Origin of the sequence: Collinsella sp. AM28-11LB, from assembly GCF_003469895.1 — a bacterium.
GTDB lineage: Bacteria > Actinomycetota > Coriobacteriia > Coriobacteriales > Coriobacteriaceae > Collinsella.
Map to the genome: position 1 here is coordinate 20,854 of NZ_QSKJ01000003.1, position 17,260 is coordinate 38,113.

Annotated in this window: 13 protein-coding genes; 10 read left to right on the forward strand and 3 right to left on the reverse strand. The window is 54.0% G+C overall.

Annotation, left to right across the window (positions count from 1 at the left end; all coding sequences use genetic code 11):
* Window positions 1-97 precede the first annotated feature (97 nt).
* The 3 genes from DW732_RS02945 (at window position 98) to DW732_RS02955 (ending at window position 4,474) form a co-directional block, all read left to right on the forward strand.
* On the forward strand, window positions 98-529 hold the full coding sequence (locus DW732_RS02945) for an Rrf2 family transcriptional regulator (protein ID WP_117735619.1): 432 nt from the start codon (window positions 98-100) through the stop codon (window positions 527-529).
* A gap of 139 nt (window positions 530-668) precedes the next feature.
* Window positions 669-2,474 carry a hypothetical protein gene (locus tag DW732_RS02950; protein WP_118098659.1) on the forward strand — a complete coding sequence of 602 codons (1,806 nt, stop codon included), beginning with the start codon at window positions 669-671 and terminating at the stop codon, window positions 2,472-2,474.
* Between the two features lie 200 nt (window positions 2,475-2,674).
* The gene (locus DW732_RS02955) at window positions 2,675-4,474 is read left to right on the forward strand and encodes an AAA family ATPase (RefSeq protein WP_158567332.1); all 1,800 of its coding nucleotides are present in this window, start codon (window positions 2,675-2,677) and stop codon (window positions 4,472-4,474) included.
* Between the two features lie 20 nt (window positions 4,475-4,494).
* On the opposite strand, the gene DW732_RS02960 is transcribed toward DW732_RS02955, so the two are convergent.
* Complete coding sequence (locus tag DW732_RS02960; RefSeq protein WP_118098662.1) at window positions 4,495-5,514, reverse strand: glycosyltransferase; 1,020 nt, start codon at window positions 5,512-5,514, stop codon at window positions 4,495-4,497.
* A gap of 237 nt (window positions 5,515-5,751) precedes the next feature.
* Here DW732_RS02960 and DW732_RS02965 point away from each other — a divergent pair, with 237 nt between their 5' ends.
* Window positions 5,752-7,092, forward strand: coding sequence for a hypothetical protein (locus tag DW732_RS02965; RefSeq protein WP_118098664.1), 1,341 nt, complete (start codon window positions 5,752-5,754; stop codon window positions 7,090-7,092).
* On the opposite strand, the gene DW732_RS02970 is transcribed toward DW732_RS02965, so the two are convergent.
* On the reverse strand, window positions 7,089-8,234 hold the full coding sequence (locus DW732_RS02970) for an acyltransferase (protein WP_118098666.1): 1,146 nt from the start codon (window positions 8,232-8,234) through the stop codon (window positions 7,089-7,091). The genes DW732_RS02965 and DW732_RS02970 overlap by 4 nt on opposite strands.
* A gap of 4 nt (window positions 8,235-8,238) precedes the next feature.
* Window positions 8,239-9,339 (reverse strand): glycosyltransferase, encoded by a 1,101-nt coding sequence (locus tag DW732_RS02975; protein ID WP_118098668.1) that lies wholly within the window; start codon window positions 9,337-9,339, stop codon window positions 8,239-8,241.
* Between the two features lie 407 nt (window positions 9,340-9,746).
* On the opposite strand from DW732_RS02975, the gene DW732_RS02980 reads away from it, so the two are divergent.
* The 6 genes from DW732_RS02980 (at window position 9,747) to DW732_RS09855 (ending at window position 17,058) form a co-directional block, all read left to right on the forward strand.
* Window positions 9,747-10,838: a hypothetical protein gene (locus DW732_RS02980; protein WP_158567333.1), complete on the forward strand. Its 1,092-nt coding sequence runs from the start codon at window positions 9,747-9,749 to the stop codon at window positions 10,836-10,838.
* 339 nt (window positions 10,839-11,177) lie between these two features.
* Window positions 11,178-11,666, forward strand: coding sequence for an FRG domain-containing protein (locus DW732_RS02985; protein WP_118098672.1), 489 nt, complete (start codon window positions 11,178-11,180; stop codon window positions 11,664-11,666).
* A gap of 151 nt (window positions 11,667-11,817) precedes the next feature.
* Window positions 11,818-12,789 (forward strand): IS1595 family transposase, encoded by a 972-nt coding sequence (locus DW732_RS02990; protein WP_118098828.1) that lies wholly within the window; start codon window positions 11,818-11,820, stop codon window positions 12,787-12,789.
* 77 nt (window positions 12,790-12,866) lie between these two features.
* Window positions 12,867-13,466 carry a hypothetical protein gene (locus DW732_RS09780; protein ID WP_147356353.1) on the forward strand — a complete coding sequence of 200 codons (600 nt, stop codon included), beginning with the start codon at window positions 12,867-12,869 and terminating at the stop codon, window positions 13,464-13,466.
* A 183-nt stretch (window positions 13,467-13,649) separates the two neighbouring features.
* Complete coding sequence (locus DW732_RS02995; RefSeq protein WP_118098673.1) at window positions 13,650-14,207, forward strand: helix-turn-helix domain-containing protein; 558 nt, start codon at window positions 13,650-13,652, stop codon at window positions 14,205-14,207.
* A 145-nt stretch (window positions 14,208-14,352) separates the two neighbouring features.
* Window positions 14,353-17,058: an N-acetylmuramoyl-L-alanine amidase gene (locus DW732_RS09855; RefSeq protein WP_158567334.1), complete on the forward strand. Its 2,706-nt coding sequence runs from the start codon at window positions 14,353-14,355 to the stop codon at window positions 17,056-17,058.
* Window positions 17,059-17,260: the final 202 nt, after the last annotated feature.

Genomic DNA, 17,260 nt, shown 5'->3' on the forward strand with positions numbered 1-17,260 from the left:
TCTGGGACAAAATAACCTGTTGTGTTTGTCCCACTTACTTAAGATTTGGGACAAACAAACCTGGTTATGTTGTCCCAGATGCGATGGGAGGGTAGGTATGCTCATTTCTTCCAAGGGCCGCTATGCCCTCCGGCTGATGATCTATATCGCGGCGCTCGGTGACGCCGAGGGCAAGATTGCTCTGCGCGAGGTCGCCGACCGCGAGCGCATTTCGCAGAAGTATCTGGAACAGCTGGTTCGTCCGCTTATGAAGGCTGGTCTGCTTAAGAGTGTGCGCGGCAAAGGCGGTGGCTACATGATGGCCAAGGACCCGGCCGAGGTGCGTGCTGGCGACATCCTGCGCGCTGTCGAGGGCAGCACGGCGCCCGTGGCGTGCGACGGTATCGACAACAGCTGCACCCGCAGCGATTTGTGCTCGACCGTCAAGTTCTGGCGCGGTCTGGACGACGTGATCGAAAAGTACGTCGACGGCGTAACGTTGGCCGACTTGGCTGCCGTTCCAGAAATTAACTTCGACATTAAGCTGTAGGTTGTACGCAATTCCTTAAGATTTTGCGGAGGGTTGTTGCCGTTTACCGAGGGGTTGTTGTGCAACAACGGGTGAGCTGCAATACTTAACTCTATCTTTGCAAACCGCACTTTAACTACACCAATGCAGGGAGGATCTTATGCAGCCTAAGCATTCTGCTATTGTCGCGGGCCTGACGCTGGCGCTTTCGTTTGGCGCCGTTTCCGCGCCGGCACCCGCCGCTGCCGAGGAGCCCACGCCGGGCGTTGCCTCGGATGCCACCGATATCGATAAGGGCCTTTACACCCAGCAGTCCTTCTCGGGCGTGCTGAGGTCGGTTCAGGGCGTTTCGTTTGTCAACGTGACCGCCGAGATGAAGTACTTTACCAAGTACGAGAGCCACGGCAACTATAACCAGGGCTTTTCGTATGGTGACGGCTACAACGCGCTGGGCTATTACCAGTTCGACCGTCGGTGGTCTCTCATTCCGTTTATGAAGCAGGTCTACAACTACAGCCCCGAAAAATACAGCATGCTCAAGGATGCGATTGATCGCGGCAGCGAGATTTCCAACGCGAGCAATGCCATGTACGAGAACGGCCAGCTCACCGAGCTGGGCCATATCGCGCAAGATGCCTTCCAAGGTGCGTACAACACCGATCCTGTTGAGTTCTCAGCACTTCAAGATGCCTATGCGTACAACTCGTACTATGCGGTGACCGAGGCGTGGCTCAAGAGCGGCTTGGGCATTGATGTTTCGGGCCGCGCCGATTGCGTTAAGGGCATGGTGTGGAGTATCACCAACATGTGCGGCACCGGTGGTTGCAGGGACTTCTTCCGCTGGGCAAACCTTTCTAACAGTATGACCGATCGCGAGTTTGTGACGGCGCTTTCCAACAGCGTGGTCAACAATGTCGCCACCAAGTATTCGAGTCAGCCCCAGTATCATGAGGGCTGGAAGAATCGTTATAAGAATGAGCTGAAGGACTGCTTGGTTTATATCGCTGAGGACGAGGCTGCCGCTGCGACGCCCGTGCGGCCCGAGCCTACGCCGGCGCCCTCGCCGACACCTGATTCGAATGACGACTCGAGTGACGATGCCAACGATGACAGGATGGACGCGCCCTCGACCGATACTGACGGTGATGGTTCTGCTGGTGGTACTACCGACGACGGCTCTACCTCGAACGGCTCCGATTCGAACGGCTCTGCTGCGGGCGATTCGTCTTCAAGCTCTGCCGGCAATACGGACAGCGACGCTTCTGGTTCGACCGACGCTGACACCTCTGACTCATCCACCGGCTCGAGTGATTCGTCCGCTGACACCGGCTCTAACAACGGCTCTGGCTCTGCCGCAACCCCTGATTCCGATGCTTCCAAGGACGACTCGAATAAGGCGCCGGACACTCCCGTTGCTTCGCCGGACAAGAAGCCTTCTTTCTCCGTGCAGCTTGGTTCTACGCTGGGCTCTTCGCTGATGGCTGGTGTCAATAACGGCTCGACCCAGAACAAGGACAACTCTGATCAGGTTTCCATGGAAAAGACCGAGGCCGCAAAGGGCGACTCCAAGGACGAGGCTTCCGAGAAGACCGAATCTGATAAGGGTTCTAGCTCTGAGGAGCAGAGCGACAAGTCCGAACAGAAGAAGGACGAGGATAAGAAGTCTGAATCTGAGGAGAAGGACAAGAGCAAGACCGGGGGCGAAAAGAAACAGTCCGGAGACGGCGAGAGCGGTGCCGACAACCAGGTCCAGGAGCAAAATGACTCCAAGACGGTGACCGCTACTACCACGACGACTACAACGACCAAGTCATCTGGCGGCAATATGCCCAAGACGGGCGACTTGATCGTGATGGCGAGCCTTGCCAGTGCAAGCTTGGCCACACTGGGCGCTACGTCTATCGTAAGTGGTAAGCATAAGCTCGATCAGCAGAAGAATTCTGGGGAGGACGGCTCTGAGGAGTAATCTTCCAAATCGTTTTCTATAAGAGTTTGGGACGGGGTCCGGTGCGGCGGCATCGGACCTCGTTTTTGTTGTGCAACGATTTGTTATGCCCCCTCGGGGGACTGTTGCTACCGTTGCCCGAAACGTTTGCATGTCGATATTGTTGCGCTCTACCCGCTCGTTACAATGGGCATCGTGCTGTGTTAGAGGGAGAGTTTACGGTGTCTGAACAGGCGAATTATGGTGTTGTTCATGCGTTTGGTGCACGGTTGCTCAATCATGCGGATAACGCAGCTCTACCGGTTGATGTACACAACTTTTCCGATGCAATCAATCGGTGTTTACTCGTCGATAAGACTATGTTTATTGCCGATATATTGGACAGCGAAGCACCTGTTGCGCTTTGCTGTCGGCCCAAGGGTTTTGGCAAGAGCATGAATCTATCGATGCTCAAGTGCTATTTAGAACGACCTGATCACCGGCTGTTGGATCGAAGCCCGTTCATCTGCACCCAGATTTGGCAGGCGGGCGGCGGTCGCTATCGTGATGAGTACGCGTGTTATCCGGTCATTATGCTCGACTTTACAGCTGCCGCTTCGAGGCATGGCGCTGGTGCTGCGGCAGCTATTCGCGGCGCTGTCGTGCGCGAGTGCGCCCGATTGCTGCCGCTGCTTGTCGCGCCTGATCTGTCAAGACGTGAGGTTCGTCTTATCGAGAGGACGGCGCGTGGAGTGGCCAGCGATAAGGAGATCGATGCGGCGCTCGGCGTGCTTATTAAGCTGCTCCGGACAGCTTTCGATGAGCAGGTTGTTTTCCTGATAGACGACTACGACGCGGTATGTCCAAAGCGTTTGGACGCTAAGGACGATGGTAGCGTGGATTCCCTAGAGTCGCTCAGCCGAATGTTGTTCGACACCATTGCCGACGCCGGCGACTCGTTGCGATTGACGTGTCTGATGGGCGAACGCCCCGGTCCTGCCGAGTTTGCGTTGTCCCAGCGTGGGGTTTCCTATCGGTCGGCGACACCGTTGTCGAGTTGGTGTGATCGATGGTTCGGTTTTTCGGACGACGAAGTCCAAGTGCTGTTGGATCGCATCGGTCGCAACGACTGTCTGGATGACGCGCGTGAGTGGCTCGAGGGCTATCTGTTTGGTGGTTTTTATTGCTCGATCCCGGAGCGTGTGGTGGACTACGCGCATCGCGGTTGCGTCGCGCCTGTTCGGGCGGATCTGTATGGTTATGCCGACAGTCTGAGCGCATGCATCGGTGACTGGAACCTCATACACTTGTCCGCATTGTTCGATTTGCTTGAGCCACATGGGTTTATCGAGGCGCCGGTGCATGTGCATGCCGAGGAGGCCGATGCCGCCGAGCCCGAAGATATCTGGACTGCGCTGTATCTGTCTGGATTCCTTGCGACGGACATGACAGGGCATTCGGAGGACGGCGCGTGCCTTCGCTCCTTGCGTCTGCCTAACAGCGAAGTGGGTCAGGCGCTCCGTCTTGTAATTCTGGAATGGTTTGAGTGCGCCGTTGAGGACGTTGGAGTTATCGACTCGTTCCATGACGGGCTATGTCGAGGAGACGAGGACGCTGTAAAGCAGGCTTTGAGCTGTGCTATCGGCGATCTAGGCATCGATGTGGGCCAATCAGATATGCCGACAGCCTATCATCTGGCGCTGCAGGGGCTCTGCTTTGGGCTGCCCGGCTATTGCAATCCCAGCTCCAAGCGAAGTGGCGTCTCGGATCGCTGGGATATCCAGGTGATTCCCACCGGTCGGGTGTTTGACGTGGCCGACACGCTCGGCATGCTCGATGAGCGACCGCTCATTTCGATCAACATGATGTACGACCCTGGCGTCGATGCCCTGGGCCTGGAACTGTTGGCGGTTCAGGCGCTGCTCGACATAGAGCGCAACGGCATCGATGATATCCGCGTGCCGCGACCCGGCGTTGGCCGCATGCGCTGGGGCTTTGGCTTTGACGGGCAGCGTGTGTCCGTGGTGTGCCAGCGGTTATAGGGGATGGCGAAAGCCCTTTACTACTCCGCGTCCTTCAGGGGCGGCATGGGTTTCCAGTTGGGATCCTTAACGATCTTGCGGGCGTCCTTCATGCCGCGGCGCAGCGCCGGAATGCCGGTCTTAAAGCATTTGTCGACTGCTGCCAGACGAATGAACTCCTTGCAGAAGGTCGCGGCATTGCCCAGACGGAACAGCACGGGGTGGTAGTCGCCGTAGATCTGCATGTAGCGTGCCAGATAACCGCGGTTGCGCATGATGTAGTAGCGGTTGGTGTCGCTCGTGGAGTTGAGCTGTCGTTTGCCGGCGATGTCCCAGTTAGAGACGGCGCGGGCGCGCTTGAGCACCACGTCGGCGACCACGGCAGCTGGGAAGTGCTGGCTGGCTACGTAGCCGTAGCAGGCATCGTCGCCGTAGATAAAGAAGCGCGCATCGGGCAGGCCAATCTTGTCGACCACGCGGCGCGAGAACATGCCGCCCTCAAAGCACAGCTGGTTCATGGAGCGGTAGCCCTCGGGACCCAGATCCCACTTGGCGATGGGATTGGGAATGCCGAGCGAAAGGATGAGCTGGTACTGCCAAAAGAAGGCGCCGCCGTCAAAGTCCAATCGCGAACCCTGGATAACATCGTAGCGGTCGGTCCACTTGGCCAAGCGCTCGATGCCTTCGGGGATGACGAGCACGTCGTCGTCCATCACCCAGAACCACTGGGCGCCCAGGTCGTAGGCGCATTTAGTCCCGGCGGAGAAGCCGCCCGCACCGCCACCGTTTTCGAGCTGCGGGGCGTAGATGACACGGTTGGTGCCGCCCTGCGCGTCGGGCTGCTCGGTGTCGATACCCCACAGGTTGGCCAGACGCTCGTTAAATGCGGCGCACATGGCCTCGGTCTCGCGCGAATTCTCGTTATCGACAATCACGATGCGCCAGGGCGTTGCCGTGAGCTCGGTCATAGAGTCGAACAGGTTGGCCAAGAGCTCCTGGCGTTTGTACGTAACGACAACGATGGCGAGCTTATCGATGGGGGCGGGGAGGGTGGAAGTCATGAACGAGAATATCCTTTCGCGTGGGCAGCGTATCGGCCCTGCGGAATAAACAACGTGTCCCATGGGACACGACTATTGTAAGCGTAGGCGGGCGCCCGCGGGTAATGTTCCGCTAATCACCAAGAACGTTTGCTGCAAGCCTGGTTGACGTGCGGGCGTAGCGAGATTGCATGCGCGCATTGTGGTATTACATAGGTGCCGATTCCTGTGGACGCAATCTTTCTGTTTGGATGACCCGTGAATAAAACTCGTTTAGCCTCCTTTGCCGATAGCCTTCCCATCAAGGCCATGTTGCTGTTTTTGGTTCTTCAGGTCGCATTTGTCTTGAGCAATACGGTGGCAAATTGTCTTCCGCGGTTCGTTATCGAGTCGCATGCGCAGGGTTCGGAGTCCTCGGCCCTATTGTCTGACATGTATGTCTACGACCACCGTGTTGCAACTGGTCCCGTTTGCTTTGATAACAATCGCTTTATCATTGAAGTCGCACAGCAAAAGGACCAGGGTTCTCCGTTTGAGACGATGGCTGTTGCCGAGATTGATGACGTTACGAAATCCAGCGGGATTACGCATCAGCAGTACTACCGGTATTGGCATGGATGGCAGCTGCTTTCGAATCTCTGCCTGTTTATTGGCGGTATCGACGTTGTCGTGGCGCCCGCAGCTGCTCTGGCGATTGCCGGCTCCGCTTGCGCTTACGTTGCCTTGCGGAAGCGGTTTTCAAAGCCATTGACGTTGGGTTTCCTTGCAATCCTGTTGTTCTCGACCAATCTGTTTTTCAATTTTATCGGTGATCTGCTGCTGTGCATCTCGTTCTTTGTGGCGCTCATCATGATGTCTTGCATGAGCCTTCGTTTGGATTCGGCTCCAAACGCACGGCTTTTCACAAGCCGCCTTGTCCTTTGGTCGATAGCGACGGGCGCCGTGTTTTCGTTTCTTGACTTTTTAACGATTCCTGCCGCAGTTGTCGCCCTGTATTGCTTTTTCGCCTTCATTGCGCTCCCCGAGGGTGAGCGCCCCAAGCGTTGTGTTGCCACGATGCTGCAGGCGCTCTTTGGGTTTGGGCTTTCGTTTGTGTTTACCTGGGCGATGAAATGGGTTGTCGCGGCATTTGTGCTGGGCTGGGACGAGGTCTTTTCGAACGTTCTGGGCGAGATGGGTCTTTGGTCTGCGCATGGGACTTCGTCACTGTTGCCCCAAGCTGACTGGCCTCAGATTTTGAAAGAGTTTTATTGCATGAGCCCGCAACTGTTTGCCATTTGCTCAACTGCTGGTTATGCGATGATCTCGAACGTCGTTTGTCTTGTTTCGTTTGCTGTTGTATTGGTGCTCTGGATTGCCGTACTCGTATGCTCAATACGGGGTGGCGCGCAAGACGGTCGTCGTCGCAAAGTGTTGATCCAGTCACTGCTCATGGCGCTGCCTCTGGTGGTTGTTCTGGCCTATTTCGTTGTTATGCATGACCATGCGATTGTTCATATTCCGGTATTTGGCTGCAAGAACTGGGCGATTGTCTTTGCGATTCTATTTGCTTCGGGTGTTAGCGCGCTTCGTGGCTTGCGGAGTCGGAAGGCTGCTTAGCTGTTCATGCGAGCCTTGATGGCCTCGACTACGGTCCTGCGTACGATATCCATGAGGAGCAGGGCAAGCGCGAGGCAAAGGCTCATAAGGATTCCGAGCAACATGGCGGCGGCTGGACGGGGCTCTCCCGTTTGGATGCCTGTCGCCATGGTGTAGATTGCATTGTCGAAGATGGGTCGCCAGACATTACAGGTAAATGATTGTACGGCGTAGAAAGCGAGCGTTCCTGCGGCGAGAGACACGATTGTCTTATCTGCGGCTGAGGTTTCATGGCGCGGCTGATGGAGCGCTGCGGCGGCAACGGATGCGGCGGCCAAGATAAAGGATATGACGGACGTGGACTTGTAAGAGATCATCCAGAGCGCGTCGTACTGGCTATTTGCCGATAGCAGAAGCTCGAGCGCGATGGTGGCGGCAATGAGTCCAATGAGTACGATCTTGGATTTTTGAGCGCCGGATGCGTTGCCGTGGCATTCGAGGACAAAGCGCATTTCTCCGGCTGCAATAAACGCGACCAGGTAAGTAACGGCGCTCATGAGCTTGCGCCACAAAACGATACCGGCCGCTTCGTTTGCCGTCGCTGCAATGTAGCAGTTGATTCCAAATGTTGCGAGCACGAGAAGTGCTACGACAAACGGGGCCCTTTTGCTGCCGATCCGCTGTCGTATCAGCGCAATCACTGGGACGAGCAATATGGAGGCGGCGTAGACCCAGATAAACTCGATGCCCAACGTGAGCCAGCCGATCTCGTGTAGTGAGATTTCGGGCAGGGGATAGACGTACATTGAAACAAACAGGCACGCGGTGCAATAAAAGAGCGTGGGCAAGACGATCTTCTTTAACCGAGCAAACGATTTACGAGCGAGATCCGGTGCGGATGACCCGTTTTGGAGGGCGTGTACCGCCGAGGGAATAAGGAAGTAGCCCGAGATCATAAAGAAGACCTCGTTGGCCCAGCAGCCCAGCAGGTTGATAAAGCCGAGCGCGCCGGAGTAAGGGAAGACAGCGAGCGGCGCATATTCCGGTAGGCCGGTGCAGACGGCTTGGAAGGTCCATTGAAACGTGTGGAATATCGCAATCCCAGCGACCGCGACCAAGCGCAGCGCCTCGATGGAGGTATTTCTGCTTGCTTTGCTGCCCATCAGACTATTTTCCAGCGCGTGCGTTGTACGAACCAAAGTGCGATGTGATCATTTTTAGAGTTTGCTTGGGCCCCTTGTTCCATACGTTATACAAGCCCTCGCCCACGAGGTCCTTGGCGTATGCGCAGTAGCTGATTTTAGGGTTGGCGATGCCCATATACTCGGCATAGAGCTTTTTGGCCGCAGGGGTAACGCGAGGATTGGCAAATACCAGCTCTTGCGGCATGCGTTCGAACATCCTGTGGATCGCCCGCTCGATTTCGGGGTGCCCCTCAATTCCGGTGTGCTCAATCATGATGCCCATATAGGTGAAGCCGCGTGTGATTTGCGGTGTCCAGACGGCGGAGTCGGTGACGTTGAGCCGCTCAAGAATATCGACCATGTCGTTCCAGCGATTAAACGGCATCAAGGGGTCACGCTTGGCAAGGGCTGCCGCCTTTTCGGGTGTTTCCTCGCGGTAGCAGTAATACGGCTTGGGCCAGTAAGCGATCGCCTTTGCCTGGCAGAGCGTTTCGACAAGGAATGGATTATCGGCCCAGCCCGCACCGGGGATTTCCTTAAACCAGATATTGTTTTGCAACAGGAAGTCGCGACGGTAGGTTGCCGACCAAATGGACGGATGATGGGCCAGCAGGTGTGGAGCGTCGTGAATGGTGAACGGTTGCCGGGGTGGCTTGATGCGACCGCGATATGCGCAGTGTAGTTTGACCTCTTGGGGGGTATCGGGGTTGCGAATGATCCAATACGGGGTCTCGATAATGTCGAGCTTCTTCGGATCGCCAAATTCGCGCTTGGCAAAGGCAAGCATGTCGGAGTACATTCCGGGCTCGATCCAGTCATCGGGCTCGAGGATGGCAATCCAGTCGCCCTTTGCCTCGCGAATGCCCAGATTGCAGGTTGCGCCGTAACCCTGGTTTGCCTTATCGATCACTCGAACGCGTGAGTCGCGCGCAGCGAAATCTTGCATAATGGCGAGCGAGTTGTCGGTTGATCCGTCGTTGATGGCGAGGATTTCCAGTTCGATATTCTCTTCGTTTAATAGACTGCCTATAGCCTGAGAAAGATACGGCTCGGCATTGTAAGTAGGCACGATTACGGTCAGCATTCAAACACTTTCTCTAGGCGATTTGGATGAATTATACCTAATTGCGTTTGCAACGGTTTTAGTTGCATTTGGGTGGAGGCAACGTTTTGGTTTCCTTGGTCAGTCGCGGAGTATCGCATAAAACAAGATCAAAAGTACTATCGAGTTCTTAGTATTAGCGTCTTTACTTCTTCTGACTTATGGCCTGAAGGACTGTGTGGGTTACATATGTCATAATAAATCGAGCGGATTCGAATAGTTGTAAACTGAGAATTGTCGCCGAGTTTTTAATCAGTTCTTCTCGACGCGAATTGATTTATAAATCCGAGTTTTAATTTGAGATATCTGTGATGGCGTGCAGACGACATTAATCGTAGAACTTTAAATGAATTTTGATGGTTGCCTTGTGGGGTTCGCTTTTTTACTAAATGGACGGTGAAGTGGTGGCTAATTCAGAGGAAAGAAAGCAACGGATTCAGATCGAAATCTCACTCGTATTCGAGAATCCAATTAAGCTTAACAGTCCAATCCGCTTCGAAAGGACCATTTCAAAAGACTACCTCGACAGCGTCACAATTAACAAGAATGCTGCCGTGATTTCGTTTGAACGCGCGAGAGGTTATTCCAAGGCACAGTATCTCTGTAAAACTAGGGTTGACTATCTGAGATGGCTGCTTCTCTCTTTGGCTTGTATGGACGGAATGGAGCAATCGCCTTGCATTGCTGCCGTGTCGTGCTCGGTTGACGGGAAGGGGAGTATAGAACTCGAGGTTCCGCACGAACTTAACAACACCCTCTCTATATTTAACGGAACTAGGTATCCAGATGGCGTTGTAAGACGCAGTCTTCGAGGTGATGCGGTTGCAAAGTCTCTACACATAGCAATTAGTTACTCATGGGCTGCATCAGGAGCCGGTTATCCGGAAGAAAGGCTTAAGCTTCTTTGGGGTGCCTTTAATGCCCTTTATCGTGGTTATGCCGAGGCGACTGGTTCCAACGCGAAGAATGATGCTCTAATGTTGAATAGAGTTAATCAGCTCTTTGTTGAACATGATGTATTAATTCATTCATTAATTAAGTTTGATCAAATATTTAATCATAGGGGCTACGAGGACTTCGTTAGCTGGAAATTGTTAACTGGCACACGTTCAAGGTCATTGCATATTGCGAATAATGATAAAAAGTATGTAGATCCTGAAAAAATTAAGAGATTGGGATATATCGATAAGGAGTCTCTTACTTACATGCGTGATAGAGGTTGCGCTGATTGCCAAAGTAAGAGTCTCTTTAAAACCAAGATAAATGAACTACTGCCTGACGCCAAAAGTGACAGACTTCGTGTTAGAAGAGTCGCTCTATTGGTGTGCCGTTACGCCTATATATTGCGATGTGATGGCGTTCATGCGAATAGGGAGTATCCTATTTTCGATTCTGCTGCCATGTCGAAAAAGCAAGTATTGGGTGACTTGCTTGAGGCTGTTACCGTTGATTTAGCGACATGGCTCGCGGCGAATTACTAGGCTATGTATTGTCCCTAAGTCGCTAGCGTGATTTAGAAGACCATGGGATCGCGCTTTCATTCGTCGAGCGGAGTCGCGACGACGACCTCGTCAGCGAACTCGCTTACGTTGCCGGCGAGCATGAACGAGTATCTGTGGAGAGAATCGGGAAGAGAGATTCTCGAAAGGTATTGAGGTTGACCTAAAGCAAGTAGCCATAGTGGCCTATTTCTCTTTATATATACTAGATAGCGCCCGCCTGCAGTTTTGCTGACTGGCGCTATAAATCAAAGCTTTGATGGCATAGGAATGTGCAGGTGACGCAGCGTTCTAGCCGTCTGTTTCTTTAGCGAGGAATTTATGAAACGGTGGTCTGCTGGAAATATAGCATCGCATCGAGCGGATGAGCTGCATGTTGAAAATGATATCTGCTGTGACGGTTCTTCTTGTCCTGTTATTTCTGTCGATACGCTTGAAGCATTAATTCAGGCCGTTGGATACCTTTCTTATATTTCCGATGGTCCTGTTTTATATAGAGGCCAGTCGAACTTGTATAGCCCCTATATTCCCAGGCCTAGCTTATGCAGGGATTCTGTTTCTTCTGATTCTCGGTTAGAGACGGTTGGGAACTATTTAAGTGTTTCAGGACGTTGGAATAATGACGTTTTCGATATCCCTGAATCCAAGCCAATACTGTCTTCTGAAAAGCCAATTACTAACCATTCGGCTATTGCACTCAAATTAGAAGCCTATTGTGTGGAACCTCTTTTACAGCATTATGGAATCCAAACAAGATGGCTAGATTTAACAGACTCTCTTTGCCATGCTTTATTTTTTTTAACAGTCTAGGAAACGGGTGATGGATCCGGCCCCGACATGGTCCGCCGGGCGCGCCGTGCTATCCTGTTCCCGCCAAACGAGAATTTGCAGCGGAGCTCACCCGGCTCTTGTTTGGCGACAATCCCGCCGGGTGGGCCCCGCTGCGGACGGGAACGCCCAGATGAACCGACACAGCGCCTTCGCGGACGCCGTCGCGGCGCTCGACGAGGGGGACTTCGAGCTCCTCCGCCGGGCCGTCGACGAGCGGTGCTGCCGCGAGAAGCACGGCTTCGGCACCCTCGCCGAGGCCGCCGACCTCTACCGCACCGACCCCGCCTGCCCCTCCTGCCGCGCGGCCTCGCCCTTCAGGGACGGGAGGACCGCCGGAGGGGTCCAGCGCTGGCGCCGCCGCGCCTGCGGGGCCAGGTTCACCTCGCTCACCGGCACGGTGCTTGAGGGGTCCAAATCCGACATGGCGACCTGGTGCCGCTTCATCGGCCTCATGCGGTTCAACGTGCCCCTTGACGCCATGGCCGAGGAGCTGGGCATAACCCACCAGACGGCATGGGAGTGGCGCCACCGCGTGATGGTCGCCGTCGACGGCTACCAGGACCGCATCGTCCTGCGCGACCTGGTCTGGATAGACGAGACCTACGTGAACGACACCGACCTGCATCTTGGGTACGGCGTGGCGAGGAAGCGCGGGCTGTCCCGCCAGAAGGTCTGCATAGCGGTCGCCATCGACGTGCACAAGAACCCGGTCGCCGTGGTGTGCGGCCGCGGAAAGCCCAGCTCGGCGAGGGTGCTGGGGGCGCTCGGCGGGCATATCGCCGAGGGGAGCCTGGTCGTCCACGACAGGGAGAGGGCGCACGGCGCGCTGATCCGCGAGTCGGGCTGCGCCGAGGAGGCGCACAGGGCCGACGTCAACGACCCGGTCTACCTGGAGCGGATGGCCATGGTGAACAACCTCTGCTCCTGGCTCAAGCGGTACCTCTGGAGGTTCACGGGCATGTCGATGTCGAACCTCCAGTCGTACCTCAACTGGTTCGTTTACCTGTTCAGGGTCAAGCAGGACTCCGAGAGATGGCCCGAGACCGCAAGGGTGGTTCGCCATTTGCTGCTCACCGAGGCGCGTTTCCGCAGCTCGACATAGCGAATCCATCACCCGTTTCCTAGACTGTCAGATTATTTTTCTCTGTTGTTAAAGACGACCCAATTGATATAGATGATTTGCCCAACGCGGGTTCTTCTGTTGATATCAATTTTTTAAACAAGCATATTTTAAATCGCAGCGTCTATCTTCCGTCAAAATGTGAAGAAATTAATTATTGCTATCTATACGTTCTTTCTATCGGCAGAGAAAATCATTCTCCTAACTCTAAATTACCTAAAGGTATTAGAAGATGTGCCAACGGATGGATTCTTGATGGGAGAAAGGCGTTCCCCTCAACCTATTTAAGGCCTCATAGTCAGCACTCTTTCATGCTATTTGCGCCTTCGCTTGTTAACGAGGGGGCAATTGACTTATTCGATGGCGATTCTGATTCTATCAATTGTGCTTTGTTCAGAATGAAAACTAATGATGTCTTAGATTGGATTGGGTCCGGAAGGCTTCTTTCTCCTATGGCTGTCTATCCTGTTTTAAAAACCGTCTCCGGTTACCTTGGCGATTCTGGTTTTTTACAATGGGTAATGAATATTGAGTCCCGATATTCATGCTCGGGAACAATTAAAACCCTTGATTTTTCAAGAGGTAAAACATTCGATGATTTCATGAATTTAATTGGCGGAAACTTGATAAATTATGTTCCGGTAATGGATCAAAGATGAACGTTAATTTGAGTTCGCTCAGATGAAAGCACATGTTTTGGGCTGGCTGTAGGTCAAGGGTCGATTTCCGATCTCAGCCGAACATGTTGAGCGAATAGGTTGTTCCCGCAGCTAGCCGAACGCCTGCGCGGCCCCTCCTGAACTGCCTCCCATTTCTTGGACACGAGAAGTGGGAGGCTTTTTATGCGTGTCGACTTGAGAGTGAAACACGACATCGAGGCCAGGAAGGCGGCGATCGGGCTCTTCGAGCGGGGGCACGGCTTCAAGTCGGCGGCGAAGGCGCTGTCGGTCCCGCGCAACACCGTGAGACAATGGCTCTACGTATACCGGTCGTTCGGAAGCGAGGTGCTGCTATCCATGGACGGCAGGCAGACCAGGTACACATACGAGCAGAAGGTCGCCGCCGCCTCAGCTGTGGTCGACGGCGGCATGAGCAAGCAGGACGCCATGAAGGCGTTCGGGGTCATGTCCTTGGCGCCGCTCAAGAGATGGTGCGCGCTCTACCGCGAGGGCGGCGCCGAGGCGCTCAGGCCTCCTTCCGTGGCGGTTTCCTCGCCACGATTCTACAGACTTCTTGGCCGCGCTCACCGTGACCCCCACGAACTCCGCGGCGGCGGTGGGCCCCATGCCATCCTCCGTCGCCGCGGAGGAAGAGCTCGACCTTCCCCCTGCTGTACATGCGAACCTCCAGTCCGGACCGCCCCGCGGTCCAACTTTCTGTCCGCGCTCCCATCTTTATAAGATATAAGCTATGAAGTTATTCCTAGATGAAAAATGTTGGCTGGTTCGCGTTCGAAGGCGTTGAATATTGCCACCTTGATTCAACACGATTCCTTTCTATGACAATTGTTCAAAAGAAGAGATAATTGATGGATAATGTTGCAACATGGATATTAATTTTGACTGGGGATTCAATATGAAAAAGGTTTTACGTGTCGCAACTTCTTTTTCTTTGACCGCTCTTCTGACGTTTTCGTCATTGATGAGTCCTGTAGTTGCTGCTTACGGGTTGAACGAGGCACAGCCCGCTGAAGCTATGACGAATGTGGCTTCTGCAGGCGATGACGGAGTGGCTGCACGCGGTGACGATGTTGAAGGCAGCGAGGCCACCGTCGACCAATCTCCGGTTGAAGGGGATAGTGAGGCTATCGACTCGTTGAGCCAAGGCTCAACTGAAAGCGAAGTCAAGACCGAGCTACAGGTCGATTCGGTCGAGTCGGCCTTCCAATACGTTTACCTGGCCTATCCGAGTCTTCCCGCTGGAACTGATCAGGTCATTGCCTTTGCTACTGCTAATGACAGCGAAGTTCTTTCCTCTGCTACGCTTGGCTATGTGAGTGCCAACGGTGTAAAGGGCTCTGTCGACGCGTCTGCTACGGCTGATAATTCTGCCGCTTTTACCTTTGGCGCAAAACTCGAAGCTAATACTTATTTCCTCACTTCGATTTCGTATTATCTAGAGGGAGATGGGGCTGAACATAAGATCGATCTTTCTGATCGAGATTATTCGTTCACTGTCGTAGATAGCTCTATGAACTCCGAGGGCACATCTGTTTATTATGCAGGTGGAGACGGAAATGCTGTTGCGGCACAGTCTATTCAGCAGGCGTTGGAGTGCGCCGATTCTCCGGATGGTGTTTCTACTTATGCCGCTCGCTCCGCTCGCAACGTTAGCGTAATCGCTCTTGATGCTGGTCATGGTGGATCTGACCCCGGTGCGCAGGGTAATGGTAAAAGTGAGGCTGATCTTACCTGGAAGATTGTGACGGCCTGCAAGAATAAGCTTGAAGCGTATGGTTTCAAGGTTGTTCTTGCCCGCGAGCAATACGGCAATTATTCCAGTAATGATTTTCTTTATCGCGTTCAGCGTTGCATCGATCAGGGTGCGCAAGCTTTCGTGAGCTTCCATATTAATTCCGGCTCCTCTGCTGCTCATGGTGCTGAGGTTTACGCTCCCACCGCAAATGGATCAGACTATACACAGGTTTCTGTTGAGCTTGCCAATAAGGTTATGAATAACCTTGCTGCTATGGGTCTTACGTACCGCGGCGTTTTCCAGATGCAAGTGGGAGATGAGTTTGCGGTAATCCGATGCGCCCGCGAGCAGGGGATTCCTGGCATCTTAATTGAGCATGGCTTTATTTCGAATTCCGGCGATGTCGCTAACTACTTTTCCGATGACGGCTGTCGTCGTCTTGGCGAGGCTGATGCCGCTGCTATTATTGCGCAGTTTCCGCACCCTTATTCCATTGATGGAATTACATTCTCTGAAGAATTGGGGCGTGCTGGATCTTCCATTAAGGTTGGCGTGAATGTTACCGGTAAGACCGATGGTCTTAAGTACAAATTTGTTTGGCATAAAGTCGGAGCCGATTGGAACAGCTCAAATTGGGGTGTAATTGGTCAAGATTTGATCAGCCCGTCTGTTACTTGGACTTTGCCGCAAGCTGGTGAATACGAAATTTATGCCGATGTTGTCGACTCCAATGGTTACATATCGAGCACTTCTAAATATAAAGTAGTCAATTGGTCCGTCGACGGCCTCGACGTCTCCGGCGAGGCGCGCTGCGGCAAGCCGCTCGGGCTCCAGGCCAGGGTCTCCGGCGACACCGACGGCCTCAAGTACAAGTTCGTCTGGGAGAAGGGCGGCTGGGCCAAGTGGGGCACCGTCGGCGGCGGCTCCAGCTCCTCCGCCTCCTGCGAGTGGACCCCCTCCGAGCCCGGAGAGTACACCCTCTACCTCGACGTGATCGACGGCGAGCAGGCCAAGCACCTCACCCGCAAGGTGACGGTCGAGGACCGCTTCAGCGTCGACGGCCTCGACGTCTCCGGCGAGGCGCGCTGCGGCAAGCCGCTCGGGCTCCAGGCCAGGGTCTCCGGCGACACCGACGGCCTCAAGTACAAGTTCGTCTGGGAGAAGGGCGGCTGGGCCAAGTGGGGCACCGTCGGCGGCGGCTCCAGCTCCTCCGCCTCCTGCGAGTGGACCCCCTCCGAGCCCGGAGAGTACACCCTCTACCTCGACGTGATCGACGGCGAGCAGGCCAAGCACCTCACCCGCAAGGTGACGGTCGATGGTACGCCAATTATGGGTACGTCTTCGATATCTGCTGAGTCCATGGCTCGTTTGTTTGTTTCTACCGGACATGCCTATCCCTCTGAAGTCTATTCGCAAAAGGGCGCTTCTAGCATTGCTGAGTTCTGCAATCAGGTCATTATGGCTGCCTCTTCTGAAGGCGTTAGGCCCGAAGTCGTGTTTGCCCAAGCCATGTTGGAGACTGGATGGCTCCAGTTTGGGGGTTCGGTATCCGCAGATCAGTGCAATTTCGCTGGCTTAGGGGCTATTGGTCCTCAAGTCGGTGGGGCAAGGTTTGACAACGTATATCAGGGGCTGCTTGCTCAATCTCAGCATTTAAAAGGCTATGCGACCAGTTTGCCCTTGAACAATGTTTGTGTTGACCCTCGTTATCAAATACTTGTTGATAGGGGATATCTGGGCATCGCTCCGTGTCTAGAGGACCTTAATGGTTTATGGGCTGTCCCTGGGGATGGTTACGGCCAGAGAATCGCAGCGATTATTAACAGAATGATCTAACGATAGGATTTTCCCTTCAGCGCTGGTCGTCTTTAGATTTCAGTTATACAGCTTCGTTTGTTAGGATGCCTGATTCCGATGAAGACAGTTTGCCGTAAGCTCATCCTTGCGATATTTGTTGCTTTTTTGATTTGGCCTATGGCCGCTTCGTATTCCTTCGCGACAGATCAAGGCACTTCATCTCTTTTCGTCGATCCTGTTA

Excerpts from the sequence above, each read along its gene's own strand:
- DW732_RS02945 (WP_117735619.1), top strand. The coding sequence starts at position 98 with ATGCTCATTTCTTCCAAGGGCCGCTATGCCCTCCGGCTGATGATCTAT.
- DW732_RS02950 (WP_118098659.1), top strand. The coding sequence starts at position 669 with ATGCAGCCTAAGCATTCTGCTATTGTCGCGGGCCTGACGCTGGCGCTT.
- DW732_RS02960 (WP_118098662.1), bottom strand. The coding sequence starts at position 5,514 with ATGACTTCCACCCTCCCCGCCCCCATCGATAAGCTCGCCATCGTTGTC.
- DW732_RS02970 (WP_118098666.1), bottom strand. The coding sequence starts at position 8,234 with ATGGGCAGCAAAGCAAGCAGAAATACCTCCATCGAGGCGCTGCGCTTG.
- DW732_RS02975 (WP_118098668.1), bottom strand. The coding sequence starts at position 9,339 with ATGCTGACCGTAATCGTGCCTACTTACAATGCCGAGCCGTATCTTTCT.
- DW732_RS02980 (WP_158567333.1), top strand. The coding sequence starts at position 9,747 with ATGGACGGTGAAGTGGTGGCTAATTCAGAGGAAAGAAAGCAACGGATT.
- DW732_RS02985 (WP_118098672.1), top strand. The coding sequence starts at position 11,178 with ATGAAACGGTGGTCTGCTGGAAATATAGCATCGCATCGAGCGGATGAG.
- DW732_RS02990 (WP_118098828.1), top strand. The coding sequence starts at position 11,818 with ATGAACCGACACAGCGCCTTCGCGGACGCCGTCGCGGCGCTCGACGAG.
- DW732_RS02995 (WP_118098673.1), top strand. The coding sequence starts at position 13,650 with ATGCGTGTCGACTTGAGAGTGAAACACGACATCGAGGCCAGGAAGGCG.
- DW732_RS09855 (WP_158567334.1), top strand. The coding sequence starts at position 14,353 with ATGGATATTAATTTTGACTGGGGATTCAATATGAAAAAGGTTTTACGT.